This is a genomic window from Propionibacterium sp., from assembly GCF_047719395.1.
Lineage (GTDB): Bacteria > Actinomycetota > Actinomycetes > Propionibacteriales > Propionibacteriaceae > Propionibacterium.
Map to the genome: position 1 here is coordinate 1 of NZ_JBDNTB010000038.1, position 16,065 is coordinate 16,065.

Sequence of the window (16,065 nt, forward strand, 5' to 3'; positions counted from 1 at the left end):
CTGGCCCGTCCTGCCCCGTTGACGCACACGAGCCCCGCCACCGAATAGACCGCGCGGCGGACCCCCAGTTCGGCACAAGCGCGCCCGGACCCAGCGGGGGCGCGGGGCGCGATGTCTTCCGCGGAGGATCGTGCGTGTCGTGCCTCAGGCGAGGGCGGACTCAGTAGTGCGGGACATTCCGGATGACTTCCAGCCGCTCGGCGAGCAGTTCCTGCAACTCGGCGATCGACCGGCGCTCAAGCAGCATGTCCCAGTGCGTGCGCGGTGGCTTCGTCTTCTTGTCCTGAGGCTTGGTGCCGTCACTGCGGGCCGACATCGAGCCGCACCGTGGGCACTCCCACTCCATGGGCAGTTCCGCCTCGGTCGAGAAAGTCATCTCGAAGTGATGTCCCTTGGGACAGTCGAAGCCGAGAACCTTCCGGGACGCGAACTCGACACCTTCCTCGTCCTCGAAGCTCTTGGCCCCCAGACCCATACCGCGTAATGCTCGATCTGCCATGTCAACTCCTAGTCCGGGAAGCGCTCGTGAGGTTCAAGCGATCATCCCACGAGAACGCACATTCTGCTCAACATCCGATTCCGGTCGATCTGTTCCCTCAACACCACAAGCCATGTTCCGAGGAAATCTGTTTGAGCACGTCGATGCGGTTGGAAACGATACCGTCCACACCAAAATCGATGAGTTCGTTCATCTGCGTCTCCTCGTCAATCGTCCACACATGGATGCGCATGTCGCGTTTCTTCGCCACCGACAGCAGGTGGCGAGTGAGAACCGGCAGGCGGACCGGGCCGATCTTCTGACTCATCGGGATCTGGAATGCCTGCACTCCGGCGTTGAGGAGCCCGGGAAGCAAGGGTACATAGGCCGACCAAGCCACCACGTCGATGGACGCGGCGATCGCCACATCGGGACCCATTCTGGAACGGAATCGCGAGAGGCGGGCGGGACTGAAACTCGCCACACACACCCTCGACTGGGCATGATGCCGTCGAATCGCCTCGACGAGGGGGACGATGGCATTCTCCTCCTTGATGTCGATGTTGAAACGAGCCTCGGGCAGCGCCTCGAAGATCTCGTTCATCGTGGGCACCGGCTCCGTGCCGGCGATCCGTGCCGTGCGCACCTGCGCCCAGGGAAGGTCCGCGACCCTTCCGGCCTGATCGGTGACCCGATCGAGAACCGAGTCGTGCAGAGCCACCAGAACACCGTCGCTGGTGGCATGCACATCTGTCTCCAGATAGCTGTAACCCAGCTCGTCAACCGCATATTGGAAGGCCTTGAGGGAGTTCTCCAGCGGGGCTCTGGAGGCATCGTCCCAACCGCCTCGGTGGGCCATTGCTGCGAACGGCCGGTCGAAGTACTCGAAGCTCCTGGCGGGTCGTCGAGATGTGGGTCGTGGACTGGTGAGCACGGTGACCAGTGTGCCGAGATGACGAGCAGGGTGCCAGCCGGTGACACAATGCAGCGATGGCCCAAGTTCTGTCCATTGAATCGTCGGTGTCCTACGGTTTCGTCGGGAACTCGGCCGCCGTGTTCGCGCTGCGGCGAATGGGTGTCGATGCGTGGCCCGTACCGACCGTCAACCTGTCCAATCACAACGGCTATCCCACTGTCCGTAGCCTGAAGGCCAGCCCGGAACAGGTCCTCGCCCTCGTCAGAGGTCTGGACGAACTGGGCGTGCTGTCCGGAGTGAATGCCGTGCTGTCGGGCTATCTTTCCTCACCAGCGATGGGCGAGGCCGTGCTGTCGGCACTCGACATGGTGCAGCGGCGCAGGCCGGATACCTTGATCTGCTGCGACCCCGTGATGGGGGAGAGAACCACCGGCTTCTACTGTGCGCCGGGCACACCCGATTTCTTCCGCGATGAACTGGTGCCCAGGGCTCAGCTGGTGACACCGAATCTCTTCGAGCTGGAGACCCTCACCGGCCGCCGGACGAGGTGCCTGCCCGAGATCGTGCAGGCCGCGCAAGAACTGCGCGAGCTGGGCCCCTCCACCGTATTGGTGACCTCGGTTGAAGGGGCAGACGTGCCCTCTTCGGCGGTGGCCATGATTGTCGCCGGACCAGAAGGCGTCTGCTATGTGCAGACCCCACGGCAGGACCGCAGCTTCAGCGGATCCGGCGATCTCACCGCGGCCGTTTTCCTGGCCCAGCTGCTGGGCGAAGCGCCGCTGGATGAGGCGCTTGCTGCCACAGCTGGGGCGATGCACGGGATTGTGTCGTGCACCGCCGCCATGGGCAGCCGTGAGCTCGCCCTGGTCCAGGCCCAGGACGAGCTGGTGGACCCTACCAAGACCTTCACCAGCCGATGGCTGCAGACCTGACCGGGCTGGTCAACGGGGGACGAGTGCTCACTCGTAGAACGGCGTCACATCGGCACCGAGGGCATTGAGCCTTGTCGGCAGGTCCTCGTAGCCGCGATTGATCACATAGACATCGCGCAGCACGCTGGGGCCCTTGGCTGCCAGCATTGCGAGCATCAGGCAGACGGCGGGACGCAGGGCGGGCGGAGAGACCATGTCGCGACCACGCCAGCCAGTGGGTCCGTTGACGATGAGCCGATGAGGATCGAGCAGCTGCACGGACGCCCCCAGCTGGTTGAGCATTAGCAGATGGATCGCCCGGTTCTCGTACACCCAGTCGTGGATCATCGTCTGACCGTGCGCGGTCGCGGCCAGCACGGCGAAGAAGGGCAGATTGTCGATGTTCAGTCCGGGGAAGGGCATCGGATGGATCTTGTCCGGGGGGGAGATCAGCTCGCTGGGATGCACCGTGATGTCCACCAGTCTGGTGAGCCCATTGCCCGATCGATACTCCTCACCGAGGGTGTAGTCCAGGCCCATCTCCTCGCCGAGGATGGCGAGCTCGATCTCGAGGAATTCGATGGGTGCGCGGGTGATGGTCAACTCCGACTTCGTCACCACCGCTGCGGTGATCAGGCTCATGGCCTCGATCGGGTCTTCGCTGATCTCGTAGGAGACATCCAGGCTGGGTGCCTCGGCAAGGCCCTGAACGGTCAGTGTGGTGGTGCCCACTCCGTGGATCGTCACACCGAGCTTCATGAGGTATGCGCACAGGTCCTGCACCATGTAGTTGGGCGAAGCGTTGCGGATGACGGTCTCGCCAGGTGCGATCGCGGCGGCCATCAGCGTGTTCTCGGTGACGGTGTCGCCGCGCTCGGTGAGCACGATGTGGCGCGATTCGTTGTGAACCTGGCCGACCCAGGTGTTGTAGTGCCCTTCGGTGGCCTGAACCGTGACACCGAAATGGTTGAGTGCGTGCATGTGCGGCTGGACCGTGCGCTCGCCGAGACTGCAGCCCCCTGCATAGGGCAGCTTGAACTCGGGGAAGAATCGGCTGAGCGGGCCCATGAACATCAGGATGGATCGCGTACGGCGGGCCGCCTCCACATTCATGTTGTCCAGGTTCAGCACATTCGGGCGGTGCAGGGTGAGGTCCTTGCCGTCCAACGACCAGCTGACCTCCACGCCGATGGAGGTGAGCACTTCGAGCAGGCGGTTCACCTCCTCGATGTGGGCGATGCCCTTGAGAACGGTGCGGCCCTTGTTGAGCAGGCTGGCGCACAGCAGGGCGACGGCCGCGTTCTTCGATGAACGAGTCTCGATGGAGCCCTGCAGGTGGGTCTCGCCACCGATCCGGAAGTTGAGGGTGCTGGAGGTGCCGGGCACGATCAGCGGTGATTCGAGTACCTTGGCGATCTTGTTGATGGTTTCGAGGGAGAGGTTCTGGTGTCCCGATTCGATCCTGTGAACAGCGCTCTGGCTGGTCCTCAGCTCTTCGGCGAGCTGGTTCTGGGTGAGCCCTCGCTGCTTGCGCGCATCTCTGATGAGTCGGCCGATGTTGGCAGGTGTGGTGTCTTGAGTCACGGGGACACATTATCTCATCTGTGAGATATTTGCCGAGCAACTCACCAAAAACTTCAAGCGCATCAGTATTTCCACGGTGAGCATAACGCAGTTTCTGGACCGGCATGCCAATCCGGCCCATCCTCTACAGTGACCACCATGAGCGCTCACTTTGACGTCGTTGTTCTCGGAGCTGGGCCCGGCGGCTATGTTGCCGCGATCAGGGCCGCGCAACTCGGTTTGAAGACAGCAGTGGTGGAGAAGAAGTGGTGGGGCGGGGTGTGCCTCAATGTTGGCTGTATTCCCACGAAGTCCTTGCTGCGCAATGCGGACATCGTCCACACCCTTGACACGGAGGCCGATCTCTTCGGAATCAACGGCGAATTCAGTTATGACTATGCAAAGGCTTTCAAACGGAGCCGTCAGGTCAGCGAAAAAATGGTCAAGGGCGTCCATTACCTGATGAAGAAGAACAAGATCACCGAGATCGACGGCTGGGGTGCTTTCAAGGACGCGAAGACGCTGCAGGTGGAGGCCGACGACGGCAGCACTCAGGAAGTCTCCTTTGACAACGCCATCATCGCCGTGGGTGCCACCGTGAAACTTCTGCCGGGAACCAAGAAGTCTGCCAATGTGCTGACCTATGAAGAGTTGATCCTGTCCGAAGAATTGCCCTCCTCGATAATCGTCGGAGGGTCCGGAGCCATCGGCACCGAATTCTCCTTCGTACTGGCAAGTTATGGCGTCGATGTGACCATCGTGGAATTCCTCGACCGCATGGTGCCCAACGAGGACGCCGATGTCTCCAAGGAATTGACGTCCGCCTACAAGAAACTGGGTGTCAAGCTACTGACCAGCACGGCGGTGAAATCGGTGGTCGACAACGGCCACGGGGTCGATGTCACCGTCACCCCGGCCAAGGGCGGCGAAGAGCAGGTGCTGCATGCCGACAAGATGCTCCAAGCACTGGGCTTTGCTCCGCGAACCGAGGGCTACGGACTGGAGAACACCGGAGTCGAGCTCACCGAGCGCGGCGCCATTGCCATCGGCGACGACTGCAGCACGAATGTGCCGGGCATCTACGCCATCGGCGATTGCACCGCGAAGATGATGCTCGCCCATGTGGCCGAGGCGATGGGCATGGTTGCCGCCGAGACGATCGCCGGTGAGGATCCAGATCCGGTCAACTACACGACGATCCCGCGGGCCACCTACTGCCAGCCTCAGGTGGCGAGTTTCGGTCTCAGCGAACAGCAGGCCAAGGACGCCGGGTACCAGGTCAAGGTGTCCAAATTCCCATTCTCCGCCAACGGCAAGGCAGTCGGAATGGGCGCTCCGGGCGGATTCGTCAAGATCGTTGCCGACGCCAGGTATGACGAGATCCTCGGTGCGCACATGATCGGCGAGGGCGTCACGGAATTGCTGCCGGAGCTGGTGTTGGCGCAGAAGTGGGATCTGACCACCGCCGAGGTCGCCGCCGCAGTCCATGCCCATCCGACCCTGTCGGAGGCCATCAAGGAAGCTGCCGAGGGCATCGAAGGACACATGACGAATCTGTGATCGAGGGGACCTGCCCCACCTGAGACCCCTGTGTTTACCTCGGGACCCTGTGTCTTACCTCAGGACACGGCGCAGGGCGCCGCGGTTGCGGCAGGGGCCCAGGGAGCCGCCGGGAAGGAGCCGGTGCGCCGCCCAGGTCACTGCGACGCCGAGGATCACCATGACGGCGAGCATCGGGTTGGCCTGACTGAGCTCGATGGCGAACAGCGCCGCGAAGATCGGCTGGGATTCGGTGATGGACAGCACGCATGCGGCACCGACCAGAGCCGCCGTCGTCACAGGACCGGCAGGGGACAGGCTGGCGACCATCGCGCCGATGGCGCCCCCCACCGCCAGAGATGGCGTGAGCAGTCCGCCGCTGGCGCCCATGCGGAAGCCGAGCACGGTCGAGAAGCCCTTGAGCACGCCCAGCAGGGCGAGGGAGATCGGTGCCAGGCCACCAGTCAGTGCGTTCTGCAGCAGCACCTGCCCGTTTCCGGCGATGCGCGGTTGCCACAGCGCGATGGCGGCCACCATGAGGCTGGCGAGCGGAACCGAACACCACAGGTGCTTGGTGAGCATGGTGGCTTGCCGGGACCAGCGCAACGCGGCACGCAGGGGCAGGGCGACAGCCAATCCCGCGAGGGCGACCGCACCCACCCACAGCAGATCCAGGGGTTGGACGCGCTGGTCCGGCATCTTGTACACCGATGCATTGTGGTTGAACAGCCAGGAAATGGATGTCGCCAAATAGCTGACACCGACGGCGAACGCCACCTTGAACCACCCGCTCAGCCGTCTCAGGTCCGGCCGGATGATGTATTCCAGGGCATAAGCCGCTCCCGCGAGAGGTACGTTGTACACGGCTGCCATGCCGGCACCACCCGCAGATGCGATCATCACCCGGCGGATCTCGTCGTCGAGCTGGAAACGCGTCGACAGCCGTTGGCCGATGAGCGCAGGAACCCGGCGCGGCGGAGCCTCGCGTCCCAAGGACATCCCGCAGTCCACCACCATCAACTGTGCGAGACCATCCCCGATGGTTCCCAGCACCGGGAGATGCGCCCTCCTGCGCAAGCCGGGACTGGCCGCCTCGTTGACAGTTGGCAGATATCCGCGCGGCCGTGGCCGGATTCGTGTCCACAGCAGGCCTGCCGCGAGCCCGGAGACCAGAGCAGCAATGAGCCTTCGCCACCAGGCTGCGTCCGCCACGCCCATGGCGGCGTGACTGAAGGAGAATCCGAATGCGCACCATTCGATGAGCTTGGTCAGCTGGCTCATTGCCACGCCGATGAGCCCGGCCCCGATGCCGGTCAGCAGCGTGACCCAGATGGTGGTCAGCCGCGGATGGAGATTGTCCGAATGGCACCGGTAGGAGTTCATGAGCGAGCATTGCCGGAGCGCAGCGCAGTCACACTGGACTGGGCAGCTTCCATGGCAGCTCCCACGATGACGGATACACCGGCATCCTGTTTCGCACGGGTCGAGGCATCGATGACCATGGGCAGATTGACTCCGGTGACGACATCGCAATCCGGATGTTCCATGCAGCAGCGAGTCGCGGCGTTGTAGGTGCTTCCGCCGAGCACGTCCACCAGGAAGACCACCTCGGAGGCATTCGAGATCGCCTCGCGGCACCGGGCATACAGGGCGTCCGGGGCCTCCTGCGGATCATGGTCCACTGCAACCAGACTGGGGGTGGAGCCCACCATCAGAGTCGTCGCCGTCACCAGGGCGGAAGCAAGATGTCCATGCGTCGTCACGATGACTCGTATCACGAACTCTCCTTGTACATGTGCCGATGACGTGGGCAGTGTACCGATCGCCGCAGTCACCGGTTCTGCGGCCTGTCCCCCGGGATTGTGCAAGGCCGAGACAGCCACTCCTCGGCGCCACGCGGCTTGCCGGACACCGCGGCCCGGCACCGCAGGGTTCGTCCGGTGTGGTGGCTCAGCGCCGCGAGATGTACCGGCTGGCCGCGGCAAGCGCCTCATCGGCATAGGAGCCACCGAAGAGCACGGTGTGCACGAGCAGCGGATGGACCTGGTGAAGTGCGATGAGATCGCGCCAGCCAGCTGCTGCGGGCTGCTCGGCGATGTAACCCCTCCAGACATGTTCCAACGCCGGAAAGCCGAACAATTCCAGCATCGCCAGGTCGCCGAGCGGGTGCCCACCGTGCGCCGCTGGATCGATGAGTGTCACACCATTGGGGGTGTACATCGCGTTACCGGCCCATAGATCGCCGTGCAGACGAGCGGGGGAGAGGTCGTCATCGAAGTCACCGTCTGCCAACCGTGCGCAGAGGCTGTCGAACACCGCGCACTGGGCAGGGCCGAAGTGACCGGCGTCGCGGGCTTGGCGAACATAGGGCTGCACCCTGATTCGTGAGTAGAACTCGCCCCAGCGGTCGTAGTGACCGAGGGGCAGCCGTGCCCTGCCGAGCCATCCTGGCTTCTCATCGTCCCAGCCATCCGGCCCGGCTCCGAAGGTGGCGGCACCTGCGCTGTGGGTGTGGGCCAGGCGGGCGCCGAATTCTTCTGCAGCGCGGGATTCCGGTGACACCGGCACGAGCTTCTGCTCGGTCAGACTGTGGTCGTCGTGACGCAGCACCGGGACGACGGGCGCGCCGCCGGCCACTCTCAGCCAGTCCAGGCAACGCACCTCCCACTCCACCTGATCAGGCTGCGGACGGGAGATGCCCTTCACGAATTCATCCATACAACCATGGTTACGCGGAGTGGACGTGGTCCCGCCCAGCAGTGCGGAAGCATCACAATCAGGGCAGGATGTCAACCTGGAGCTGTCCATCCGTGGATGACCATGAGCTGGCGAGGGGAGGACGCACCGGTGAGCGATACCTCCCTGATGGAACCGGCTCCGCCAAAAGCCCCAGAACAACAGGAGACGGTGCGCCGGATGCTCTCCTGCGGGCCCACCATGGTGGGCCTGTCGGGGACCGGCCTCACCCTGGCGCTGGCCATGTCGTGGGTGGCCCTGTCGCCGAGCCTGCTGCCGCGCACCTGGTGGGCCACCGCAGGCTCGGTGGGCCTGTCCATGACCCTCGGTTATCTGGTGGGAACCCTGCTCCAACGCCTGTGGGTGCGTCTCAGCCGTGCGTTGCGGATCGTCGTGACGATCGATCCCCGCTGGGGCCGGCGGCTGCGCATTGCGTGGATCGGACTGCTGGTCGTCGGCACACTGAATTCCTGGATCGCCAACTATCGGCGGCAGGTGGGCCTGGAGCGCCTCGTCGGCGTACCGGCTGCGCCTCTGCTCACCGAAGCCCTCGGTCTGGTGATCGGGGTGCTGATCTTCGTCCTGCTGCTGTGCACGGGACTCCTGATAGCCGCACTGTGGCGATGGACGACACGGCATCTTTCCCGGCTGCTCACCGACTGGATCGCTCCCATCCTGGCCACCGCTCTCATCGTGGGGGCAGCATTCGCGGTGGCCCAGGGCGTCATCATCAGGCCGGTGGTGGAATCCGTGTACAGCGCCGCGGCGGAGACCAATCGGCTGCCATGGCAGAACCGCAGTCAACCCTCCGAGTCGACACGATCGGGCAGCCCCAGTTCCTTCGAGGCATGGGACACCCTGGGGGCCCAGGGCCAGGCGGTCGTTGCCGACGGACCGCGGGCCGCTGAGATCTCCGGGTTGACCGGCGCTCCTGCGATGGATCCCATCCGGGTGTACGCGGGGCTCGTCCCCGGACGCGGGATGGATGCCACCGCAGAGGCCGTCGTCCAGGAGCTGGATCGCACCCATGCATGGGATCGGCAATATCTCCTGGTCGCCACAGGTGTCGGTGGGGGATGGGTCGACGAATGGACACTCGAGTCGATCGAGTACATGACGCACGGCGACTGCGCTGCCGCCTCGATGCAGTATTCGTATCTGTCCAGCGGTGCGGCCTTCATCCTCGACCGGTCGAGTCCCACCGAGGCGGGCCGGGCGTTGTGGTCGGCTGTGAGGGCGCGCTGGAACCAGCTGCCGGTCGATCATCGGCCGAAACTGCTGGCCAGCGGGGAATCCCTGGGCTCCTACGGCGGTCAAGCGGCCTTCGCCGATCCACAGGATCTGCTGGACCAGGTGACGGGCGCGGTGTGGGTGGGAACGCCGAGTTTCACACCGTTGTGGCGCCAGTTCACCGACTCGCGCCGGCAGGGATCACCCGAAGTGGCACCGGTCATCGACAACGGCAAGCATGTCCGCTTCATCACGTCACCGGACGAACTGAACCACGACTACTTCGGCGGCACCTATGTGCCCTGGACCGATCCCAAGATCGTCTATCTGCAACACGCTTCCGACCCCGTCGTGTGGTGGTCGGTGGACCTCATCTGGCACGAACCCGACTGGATGCGCGAGGGCGTCGGACGCGACGTGGTGAGCTCGGTGAGATGGATCCCGTGGGTGTCCTTCTGGCAGATCGGATTCGATGTGCCGGCCGCCATCAATGCGCCGCCCGGCCACGGTCACCAGTACACTTCGCAGGTCGTCCCGGTATGGAATGCCGTGCTGGGCCATCCGGTGAACGATGCTGAGGTGGTCCAGATCCAGACCGCGATCCAGCACGACGAGAAGCGCCGGTGAGGGAGCCAGCCGGCTGGCTGATCGGCCGCAGGGATGCTGTCCGGAGGGTTCCTCCGGAGCAGGTGAAAAATGACCGATAATGAACATTATGTCAGAACAGAGACGAGAGGGAGGATGTCTTCACGCCAACCACTTCCCCTCGAACTCAGGATCTTGGCTGTACATGGTGTTCGGTCCGTTCACGGAGAACGGTCCGGGCGTGCTCGCGAGGGCTGTCCGTCCCGTGTCCGCTGATGATTCGTCGTCCATACAGGCGATCTCGGGAGGAATCACCGATAACGGACCTCGGTATGCTCGGGCGCGTTGTCATTCGTCGTCGTGCCAGGGGGCTGCCAGATGAAAACTGAGATCGATGTATGGGCGTACGCCACTGAGATCTTCACTGCCTTGAAGAAGGGGCTGTTGATCACGACCAAGGCGGATGGTCGGGTGAACTCGATGACGATCTCCTGGGGCATGCTGGGCGTTGAGTGGGAATCCCCTGTCTTCACCACCTTCGTGAGACAGCACCGTTTCACCCATGAGCAGCTGGAGAAGAATCCCGAATTCACGGTGAGTATTCCGCACGGCATTCCGGCCAACAAGATTCTGGGGTACTGCGGCACCCGGTCGGGCCATGACGTGGACAAGATCGCCGAACTGGGTCTCGATCTTGAGGAACCGCTGGCGACCTCGGTGCCGGGGATCAGGCAATTGCCGCTCACCCTGGAATGCCAGGTGGTGTACAGCCAGCCGCAGGACGCGTCGTCCCTCACACCGGAGAATCTGAAGTCCTATTACCCGTCTGATGTGGCGGGAACCTTCCATGGCGCCAATCAGGACATGCATACCGCCTACTACGGACAGATAGTTGCCGCATATCTGATCGAGTGAACTGGTCTGGCCAGGAGGGCCCAGTCAGACTGATGACGACATGGGTCCTCCACAAGGCGCTCATGGAAGTCATGACGAGAGGAATACTGTGCAGAGGAAGCGTCGCCGGATCATCCATGGGATCTTCGTGCTCGTCGCTGCCATGCTGGTTTCCGGAATCTTCGGGTTGTTCTTCTATTCTTTTCCTCCGCAGGGAAATGCGGAGGGTGCGGATCTCAGCTATGTGATCGGTCCGCCGTACCCCGAGCGTCTCGTCAAGGTGCAACAGCTGCGGGCCTCCGGCGGACCCACCCGAATTCTGATCTCTGTCGACCCATCTTCGGACAGCGAAGAATCAGCTTCCTCACTTCCCATCTGCAATGAATCGGGAGTCACCTGTGGGGTTCCCGACCCGCTGAAGACACGCGGCGAGGCAGCCATGCTCACCGACTATGCGCAAGACCACACCGTGCACAAGACCGTGGTGATCACCTTCGCACCACAGGTGATGCGGGCCCGGTTCATCTTCGCCAAGTGCTACTCCGGGGATTTCTCCGTGATCTACGTCGATCAGCACCTGACTTTCAGCGAATGGGCTTATCAATACGTTTATCAGACGGCTGGTTTTCTCAAAGCCTTCGTCAAACCCTGTCCGCAGTGACTCCGTGGCTGAATCGGATCTTTGACGATGGGTCAGAGCCCTACCATAGCCACATGCCCGAAGCCACCACCGGGCCTGGCGACGTCCAGCCCGGCATCATTCTCCCCCAACACCCGCGGGCGCTGCTTCTGGACATTGACGGGGTCCTCGTCGTGTCCTGGAAGCCGCTTCCTGGTGCTGTGGATGCATTGGCGACGATCAAGGCCGCAGGAACCCCGGTGCGCTTCCTCACCAACACCACCTCGCGCCCCCGAAGTTCGGTGGTGAAGGCACTTCACGACGCAGGCTTCGAAGTCTCCGAGAACGATGTGGTGACAGCGCCGATCGCCACGGCGAATCATTTGCGCACCCACTACGACGGGGGCACGGCAGCACTTCTGTGCAGTGGAGATGTCACCGATGACCTTGCTGCATCGGGTCTGCGGCTGGTCGATCTGACGAAGGAATCGGTCCCCCATGCCGACGTCGTCGTGCTCGGCGGTGCCGGCCCGGAGTTCGGCTACGCCACCCTCAACAAGGCTCTGGACCTGCTGCTGGGAGATGCCGAACTCGTCTCGATGCACCGTGGACTCACCTGGCGTACCGAGACGGGGATCCAGCTGGACACCGGCGCCTTCCTGGCGGGTCTGGAGAAGGCCAGCGGAGTCAGGGCAACCATCATCGGCAAACCCGAACCGGCCATGTTCAGCGCGGGCCTGGATGGTATGGGGGTGCCCGTCGATGATGCAGTGATGATCGGGGACGACATCGACTCCGACGTGCGCGGCGCCCAGTCAGCAGGCCTGCACGGCATCCTCGTGCGCACCGGGAAATTCCGGCCGGCCGTGCTGGAGACCCCGGGGATGGCTCCCGAGCTGGTGACCGATTCGATCGTGACCGCCGCAGCCGCACTCGGTTACGCCGTCGACGGGTGAGTTGCCCGCAGCGCCTGCCAGCAATTGTCGCCGCAGTCGCTGCGTCCGTGGTGCCCTGGCTCGGTTCGGGCGACCCGCTTCCCAGTGCTGATGGATAGGGTTTGCAGGTGACGACAGGATCCACTGCCTGCGGCGGCGATGCCGCTGACAACCTGCGAGCCTGCGCTTCAGACACGCTGGGTGTACCCATCGACTTCTCTGCACTACGTGGCAAGGACAGCACCCATAGCCTCGTGTTCGGCGGAGGCGGCCTGTACTTCATCGCCTGGCATTTCGGGCTGCTCGAGGGACTGGCCGAAAGAGGCATCGATGTCTCCCGGGCCGATCGCGTGATCGGCACCTCCGCCGGTGGGGTGGCCGGAGCTCTGCTCTGCACCGGCAGACTGCGGTTCATGTCCACGTGGCTGGGCACTCTGCTGACTTTGGGCCCGGTCAATTCAGCACTCGGCTCATCGACGATGACTCCCAGCGCACAGCGCGCCTACGACCTGGGTGTGGCCAATGACGGCTCACCAGAATCCGTGAAGGCCATCGGCCGTGCCGCCCTGGCGGCGGTGATACCCCATCCCGGCACGGTACGGCGCATCCTGCGTGTGTGCCTCGGCAGCGGATGGCCCACGACTCCCCTGCTTGTGACTGCCACCGACTGCTACACCGCCGAGCGGCTGGTGCTGGGCTGCGGCAGCACCGGGCTGGACCGTGCCGTGGCGGCCAGTATCTGCATACCTGGCGTCTATGCGCCGCAGGTGATCGGTGACCGTCACTGCATGGACGGCGGCATTGTCGGCACTGCCATTCATGCGGATCTTGCCGCGGGGGCCACGCACGTCCTTGTCACGTCCTTGGACACCGACCTCACCACTGCCGCGCAGCATGCCGCGAGGCGCTCCGAGATCAACGCCCTGCGGGCATCCGGTTCCACGGTGTGCCACATCCAGGCCACGGGCGTGCCCGACGCGATGCTGATGGACGCCACTGCGGTGCCCCGTGCACTGGCCGAGGGGCGTCGGGCCGCACAGAGGCATGCCGATGAACTCATCGTCGGGTGGCGCACCGGTGCGGTCCCGCCGAAGACTTCGTGAGGGAAACTGGAGAGTGACAGTCATGAAGGACCTCGCGCGCTTCCCCGTCGACGCCCGCACCCAGCGTGTCTCCGTGGTGGTCGCCGGCTTCGGCCAGAGCATCATCATCACTGTCGTCACCACATTCATCCTGGTGTACCTGCTGCAGTACGTGAAGCTCAGCGTGGCTGGCATGGCGGTGGTGACCACCATCATCACCGCGGCGAAGGTCTTCGACGCGATCAGCGATCCGGTGATGGGTACCATCGTCGATCGCACCCACACCAGGTGGGGCAAGATGCGCCCCTACATCCTCTTCTCGGCTCTGCCGGTTGCCGCGCTCAGCACCGCCCTGTTCGCCGTCCCGCAGATGGCCGAGCAGGCGCAGTTGATCTACTTCGGAGTCTGCTTCGTCGCATGGGGCATCGCCTACACGGCCTGCGATGTGCCCTATTGGGGCGTCATCGGCTCGGCCTTCGGGCAGCAGACTGAGCGCAACAAGGCGATCTCGCAGGTGCGCGCAGCGGGCTCGCTGTCGCTGGGTGCCGCGACTCTGGGGATGCCCTGGCTGGCGAATCTGATGAGCGGCGGTGCGGAGACCACCAGCCGGGGTTGGACCCTGGCCGTCGCCATCTCCTCCTTCGGGGGAATGGCGCTGTACCTGCTGGCCTTTTTCAATACGCGGGAGCGCCCTCGCGCCTCCGATGACATGACGCTCACTTTCCGGTTGCTGGTCGCGAATCTGGTGCACAACACTCCCCTGCTGCTCGTGCTCCTGGGATCGGTGCTCGGCTTCGGGCGTTCCATCATCCAGGCGGGAGGCGCTGTCTTCGCGGTCATCGCCTACGGCTCGGAGAAGAGCTTCACCTTCATCGGCGCCGCCATCATCGTCGGCATGGTGGTGGCGGCCCTTGGCACACCCGTGCTGCTGCGCCACATGAGTGCCAGGGCTCTGATGATCCGCAGCTCGCTTGCTGCCGCCGTGCTGTACATCGCCATGTACCTGGTGGGATTCGAGGACTTCCCCCTGGTCCTGGTCTTCGTCGGGCTCACCGGAATCACCCTGGGCATCTTCATGGTGGTCCAGGTGGCCCTCATCGCCGACGCGGTCGATGACATGGAGAGGCGCACCGGTGTCCGCAACGACGGCGTCTCGTTCTCCACCCTCACGTTCACCGGAAAGCTCATGAATGCGATGTCCGTGCTCGTCTTCGGGGCGCTGATCGTGGTGGCCGGTTATCACGATGGTGTGCAGGTGACCCGGCACATGCAGGACATCGTCTTCGCCTCGATCACCCTGGTACCGGCAGCCAGTTGTCTGGTCTCGGTCGTGCCTTTCTGGTTCTACCGTCTGGGCGGCGCGAGGCTAGCCTGAAGTCCATGAGTGATCCCGCGCTGACCTGGACCCCCACACCGGATGAGCAGCATGGCCGGCTGGACTCCCTTCGCAAGGCGGTCGACAATGCCGGGACGGACGCGGTGGTGGTCGGCCCCGGAGCGGACATGCGCTATCTGCTCGGGCGTTCGCAGGGTTCCCACGAGCGGCTCACCGCGCTGGTGGTGCCGGCCAGGGATGATCCCTTTCTTGTGGTGCCCGCGCTGGAGCGTCCCGGCTGGGCAGGCTCCGACGCCGAAGAATCCGGGCTCGACATGCCGGCCTGGCAGGATCATCAGGACCCCTACCGATTGATCGCCGAGCGACTCGGGGACATCACCGGAATCGCGGTTGACGACTACCTGCCCACCATGCACACGCTCGCCCTGCGCGATCACCTCGGAGTGCAGGTCTCGTCTGCCGCAGAGATCATCAGACCCTTGCGGATGCGCAAGTCGCCCGGCGAGATCGAGGCGTTGGCCGCAGCAGGACGGGCCATCGACCGGGTGCATGCCCGGATGGCCGAATGGTTGAAGCCGGGCCGTACCGAGGAGCAGGTGGGTGCAGACATCGAGCGCGCCATTGTCGAGGAGGGCCACACCCGGGCGGACTTCGTCATCGTCGGCTCGGGGCCCAATGGAGCCAGCCCCCACCACGTGCAGTCCAGCCGGGTCATCCAGGAGGGCGAGCCGGTGGTGGTCGACATCGGCGGCCCGGCTCCCAGCGGTTACTTCAGCGATTCCACGCGCACCTACTGCGCGGGCGAACCCTCAGACCCGGACTTCGCGATGGTGCACGAACTGGTCTGCCTGGCACAGCAGGCCGGATTCGAGGCGTCCAGGGCGGGTGCCACCTGCGAAGCCGTCGACCTGGCGGCGCGGGTGACCATCGAGGCCGCCGGATTCGAGGAGTACTTCATCACCCGCACAGGGCACGGCATCGGCCTGGAGGTGCATGAACACCCCTATGAGGTGCGGGGCAACACCGACCTGCTGGAGAAGGGCATGACCTTCTCGGTGGAACCCGGGATCTACCTGCCCGGCCGCTTCGGAGTGCGGATCGAGGACATCGTGGCCATCGGCCAGGACCGTGCCGGAGCCAGGCTCAACAACAGCTCCAAGAGCTGGCAGCTGAACTGAACCGGGTTCCTGAGGACACGCCTCTGACAAGGTCTCGCGGCGCAGTCAGGCGTGCACACACAA

The 16,065-nt window shown here is 64.1% G+C and carries 15 protein-coding genes; 9 read left to right on the plus strand and 6 right to left on the minus strand.

Annotated features, from left to right (window positions below; translation table 11 throughout):
* Positions 1-160: 160 nt before the first annotated feature.
* Together ABF648_RS07915 and ABF648_RS07920 are read right to left on the minus strand one after the other, a co-directional pair.
* A complete protein-coding gene (locus ABF648_RS07915) occupies positions 161-499 on the minus strand; it encodes an RNA polymerase-binding protein RbpA (RefSeq protein ID WP_415631752.1) in 339 nt (112 codons plus the stop codon).
* A 97-nt stretch (positions 500-596) separates the two neighbouring features.
* Positions 597-1,412: a glycerophosphodiester phosphodiesterase gene (locus ABF648_RS07920; RefSeq protein ID WP_415631753.1), complete on the minus strand. Its 816-nt coding sequence runs from the start codon at positions 1,410-1,412 to the stop codon at positions 597-599.
* Between the two features lie 56 nt (positions 1,413-1,468).
* Here ABF648_RS07920 and pdxY point away from each other — a divergent pair, with 56 nt between their 5' ends.
* Entirely contained in the window at positions 1,469-2,326 is an 858-nt protein-coding gene (gene pdxY / locus ABF648_RS07925) for a pyridoxal kinase PdxY (protein WP_415631754.1), read from the plus strand.
* 27 nt (positions 2,327-2,353) lie between these two features.
* Here pdxY and ABF648_RS07930 read toward each other — a convergent pair whose 3' ends face one another.
* Positions 2,354-3,889, minus strand: a complete 1,536-nt coding sequence (locus tag ABF648_RS07930; RefSeq protein ID WP_415631755.1) for a UDP-N-acetylglucosamine 1-carboxyvinyltransferase — start codon at positions 3,887-3,889, stop codon at positions 2,354-2,356.
* A 138-nt stretch (positions 3,890-4,027) separates the two neighbouring features.
* Between ABF648_RS07930 and lpdA the strand changes: the two genes are divergently transcribed.
* Entirely contained in the window at positions 4,028-5,428 is a 1,401-nt protein-coding gene (lpdA, locus tag ABF648_RS07935; RefSeq protein ID WP_415631756.1) for a dihydrolipoyl dehydrogenase, read from the plus strand.
* A 54-nt stretch (positions 5,429-5,482) separates the two neighbouring features.
* Here lpdA and ABF648_RS07940 read toward each other — a convergent pair whose 3' ends face one another.
* The 3 genes from ABF648_RS07940 to ABF648_RS07950 all read right to left on the minus strand — a co-directional run bounded on the left by ABF648_RS07940 (position 5,483) and on the right by ABF648_RS07950 (position 8,125).
* Positions 5,483-6,790, minus strand: a complete 1,308-nt coding sequence (locus ABF648_RS07940) for a chloride channel protein (RefSeq protein WP_415631757.1) — start codon at positions 6,788-6,790, stop codon at positions 5,483-5,485.
* The gene (locus ABF648_RS07945) at positions 6,787-7,185 is read right to left on the minus strand and encodes a PTS sugar transporter subunit IIA (protein WP_415631758.1); all 399 of its coding nucleotides are present in this window, start codon (positions 7,183-7,185) and stop codon (positions 6,787-6,789) included. Before ABF648_RS07945 ends, ABF648_RS07940 begins: the two co-directional genes overlap by 4 nt.
* A gap of 172 nt (positions 7,186-7,357) precedes the next feature.
* Positions 7,358-8,125, minus strand: a complete 768-nt coding sequence (locus ABF648_RS07950) for a fructosamine kinase family protein (RefSeq protein WP_415631759.1) — start codon at positions 8,123-8,125, stop codon at positions 7,358-7,360.
* Between the two features lie 102 nt (positions 8,126-8,227).
* Here ABF648_RS07950 and ABF648_RS07955 point away from each other — a divergent pair, with 102 nt between their 5' ends.
* From ABF648_RS07955 to ABF648_RS07985, 7 genes are all read left to right on the plus strand, one after another.
* Positions 8,228-10,000 carry an alpha/beta hydrolase gene (locus tag ABF648_RS07955; RefSeq protein WP_415631760.1) on the plus strand — a complete coding sequence of 591 codons (1,773 nt, stop codon included), beginning with the start codon at positions 8,228-8,230 and terminating at the stop codon, positions 9,998-10,000.
* 336 nt (positions 10,001-10,336) lie between these two features.
* Complete coding sequence (locus ABF648_RS07960) at positions 10,337-10,873, plus strand: flavin reductase family protein (RefSeq protein ID WP_415631761.1); 537 nt, start codon at positions 10,337-10,339, stop codon at positions 10,871-10,873.
* Positions 10,874-10,961: 88 nt separating this feature from the next.
* Complete coding sequence (locus tag ABF648_RS07965; RefSeq protein ID WP_415631762.1) at positions 10,962-11,513, plus strand: hypothetical protein; 552 nt, start codon at positions 10,962-10,964, stop codon at positions 11,511-11,513.
* Between the two features lie 53 nt (positions 11,514-11,566).
* Complete coding sequence (locus ABF648_RS07970) at positions 11,567-12,427, plus strand: HAD-IIA family hydrolase (protein ID WP_415631763.1); 861 nt, start codon at positions 11,567-11,569, stop codon at positions 12,425-12,427.
* Positions 12,428-12,534: 107 nt separating this feature from the next.
* The gene (locus ABF648_RS07975) at positions 12,535-13,509 is read left to right on the plus strand and encodes a patatin-like phospholipase family protein (protein WP_415631764.1); all 975 of its coding nucleotides are present in this window, start codon (positions 12,535-12,537) and stop codon (positions 13,507-13,509) included.
* Between the two features lie 22 nt (positions 13,510-13,531).
* Positions 13,532-14,863, plus strand: a complete 1,332-nt coding sequence (locus ABF648_RS07980) for an MFS transporter (protein ID WP_415631765.1) — start codon at positions 13,532-13,534, stop codon at positions 14,861-14,863.
* Between the two features lie 5 nt (positions 14,864-14,868).
* Positions 14,869-16,002 carry a M24 family metallopeptidase gene (locus tag ABF648_RS07985; protein WP_415631766.1) on the plus strand — a complete coding sequence of 378 codons (1,134 nt, stop codon included), beginning with the start codon at positions 14,869-14,871 and terminating at the stop codon, positions 16,000-16,002.
* The last annotated feature ends 63 nt before the right edge of the window (positions 16,003-16,065 follow it).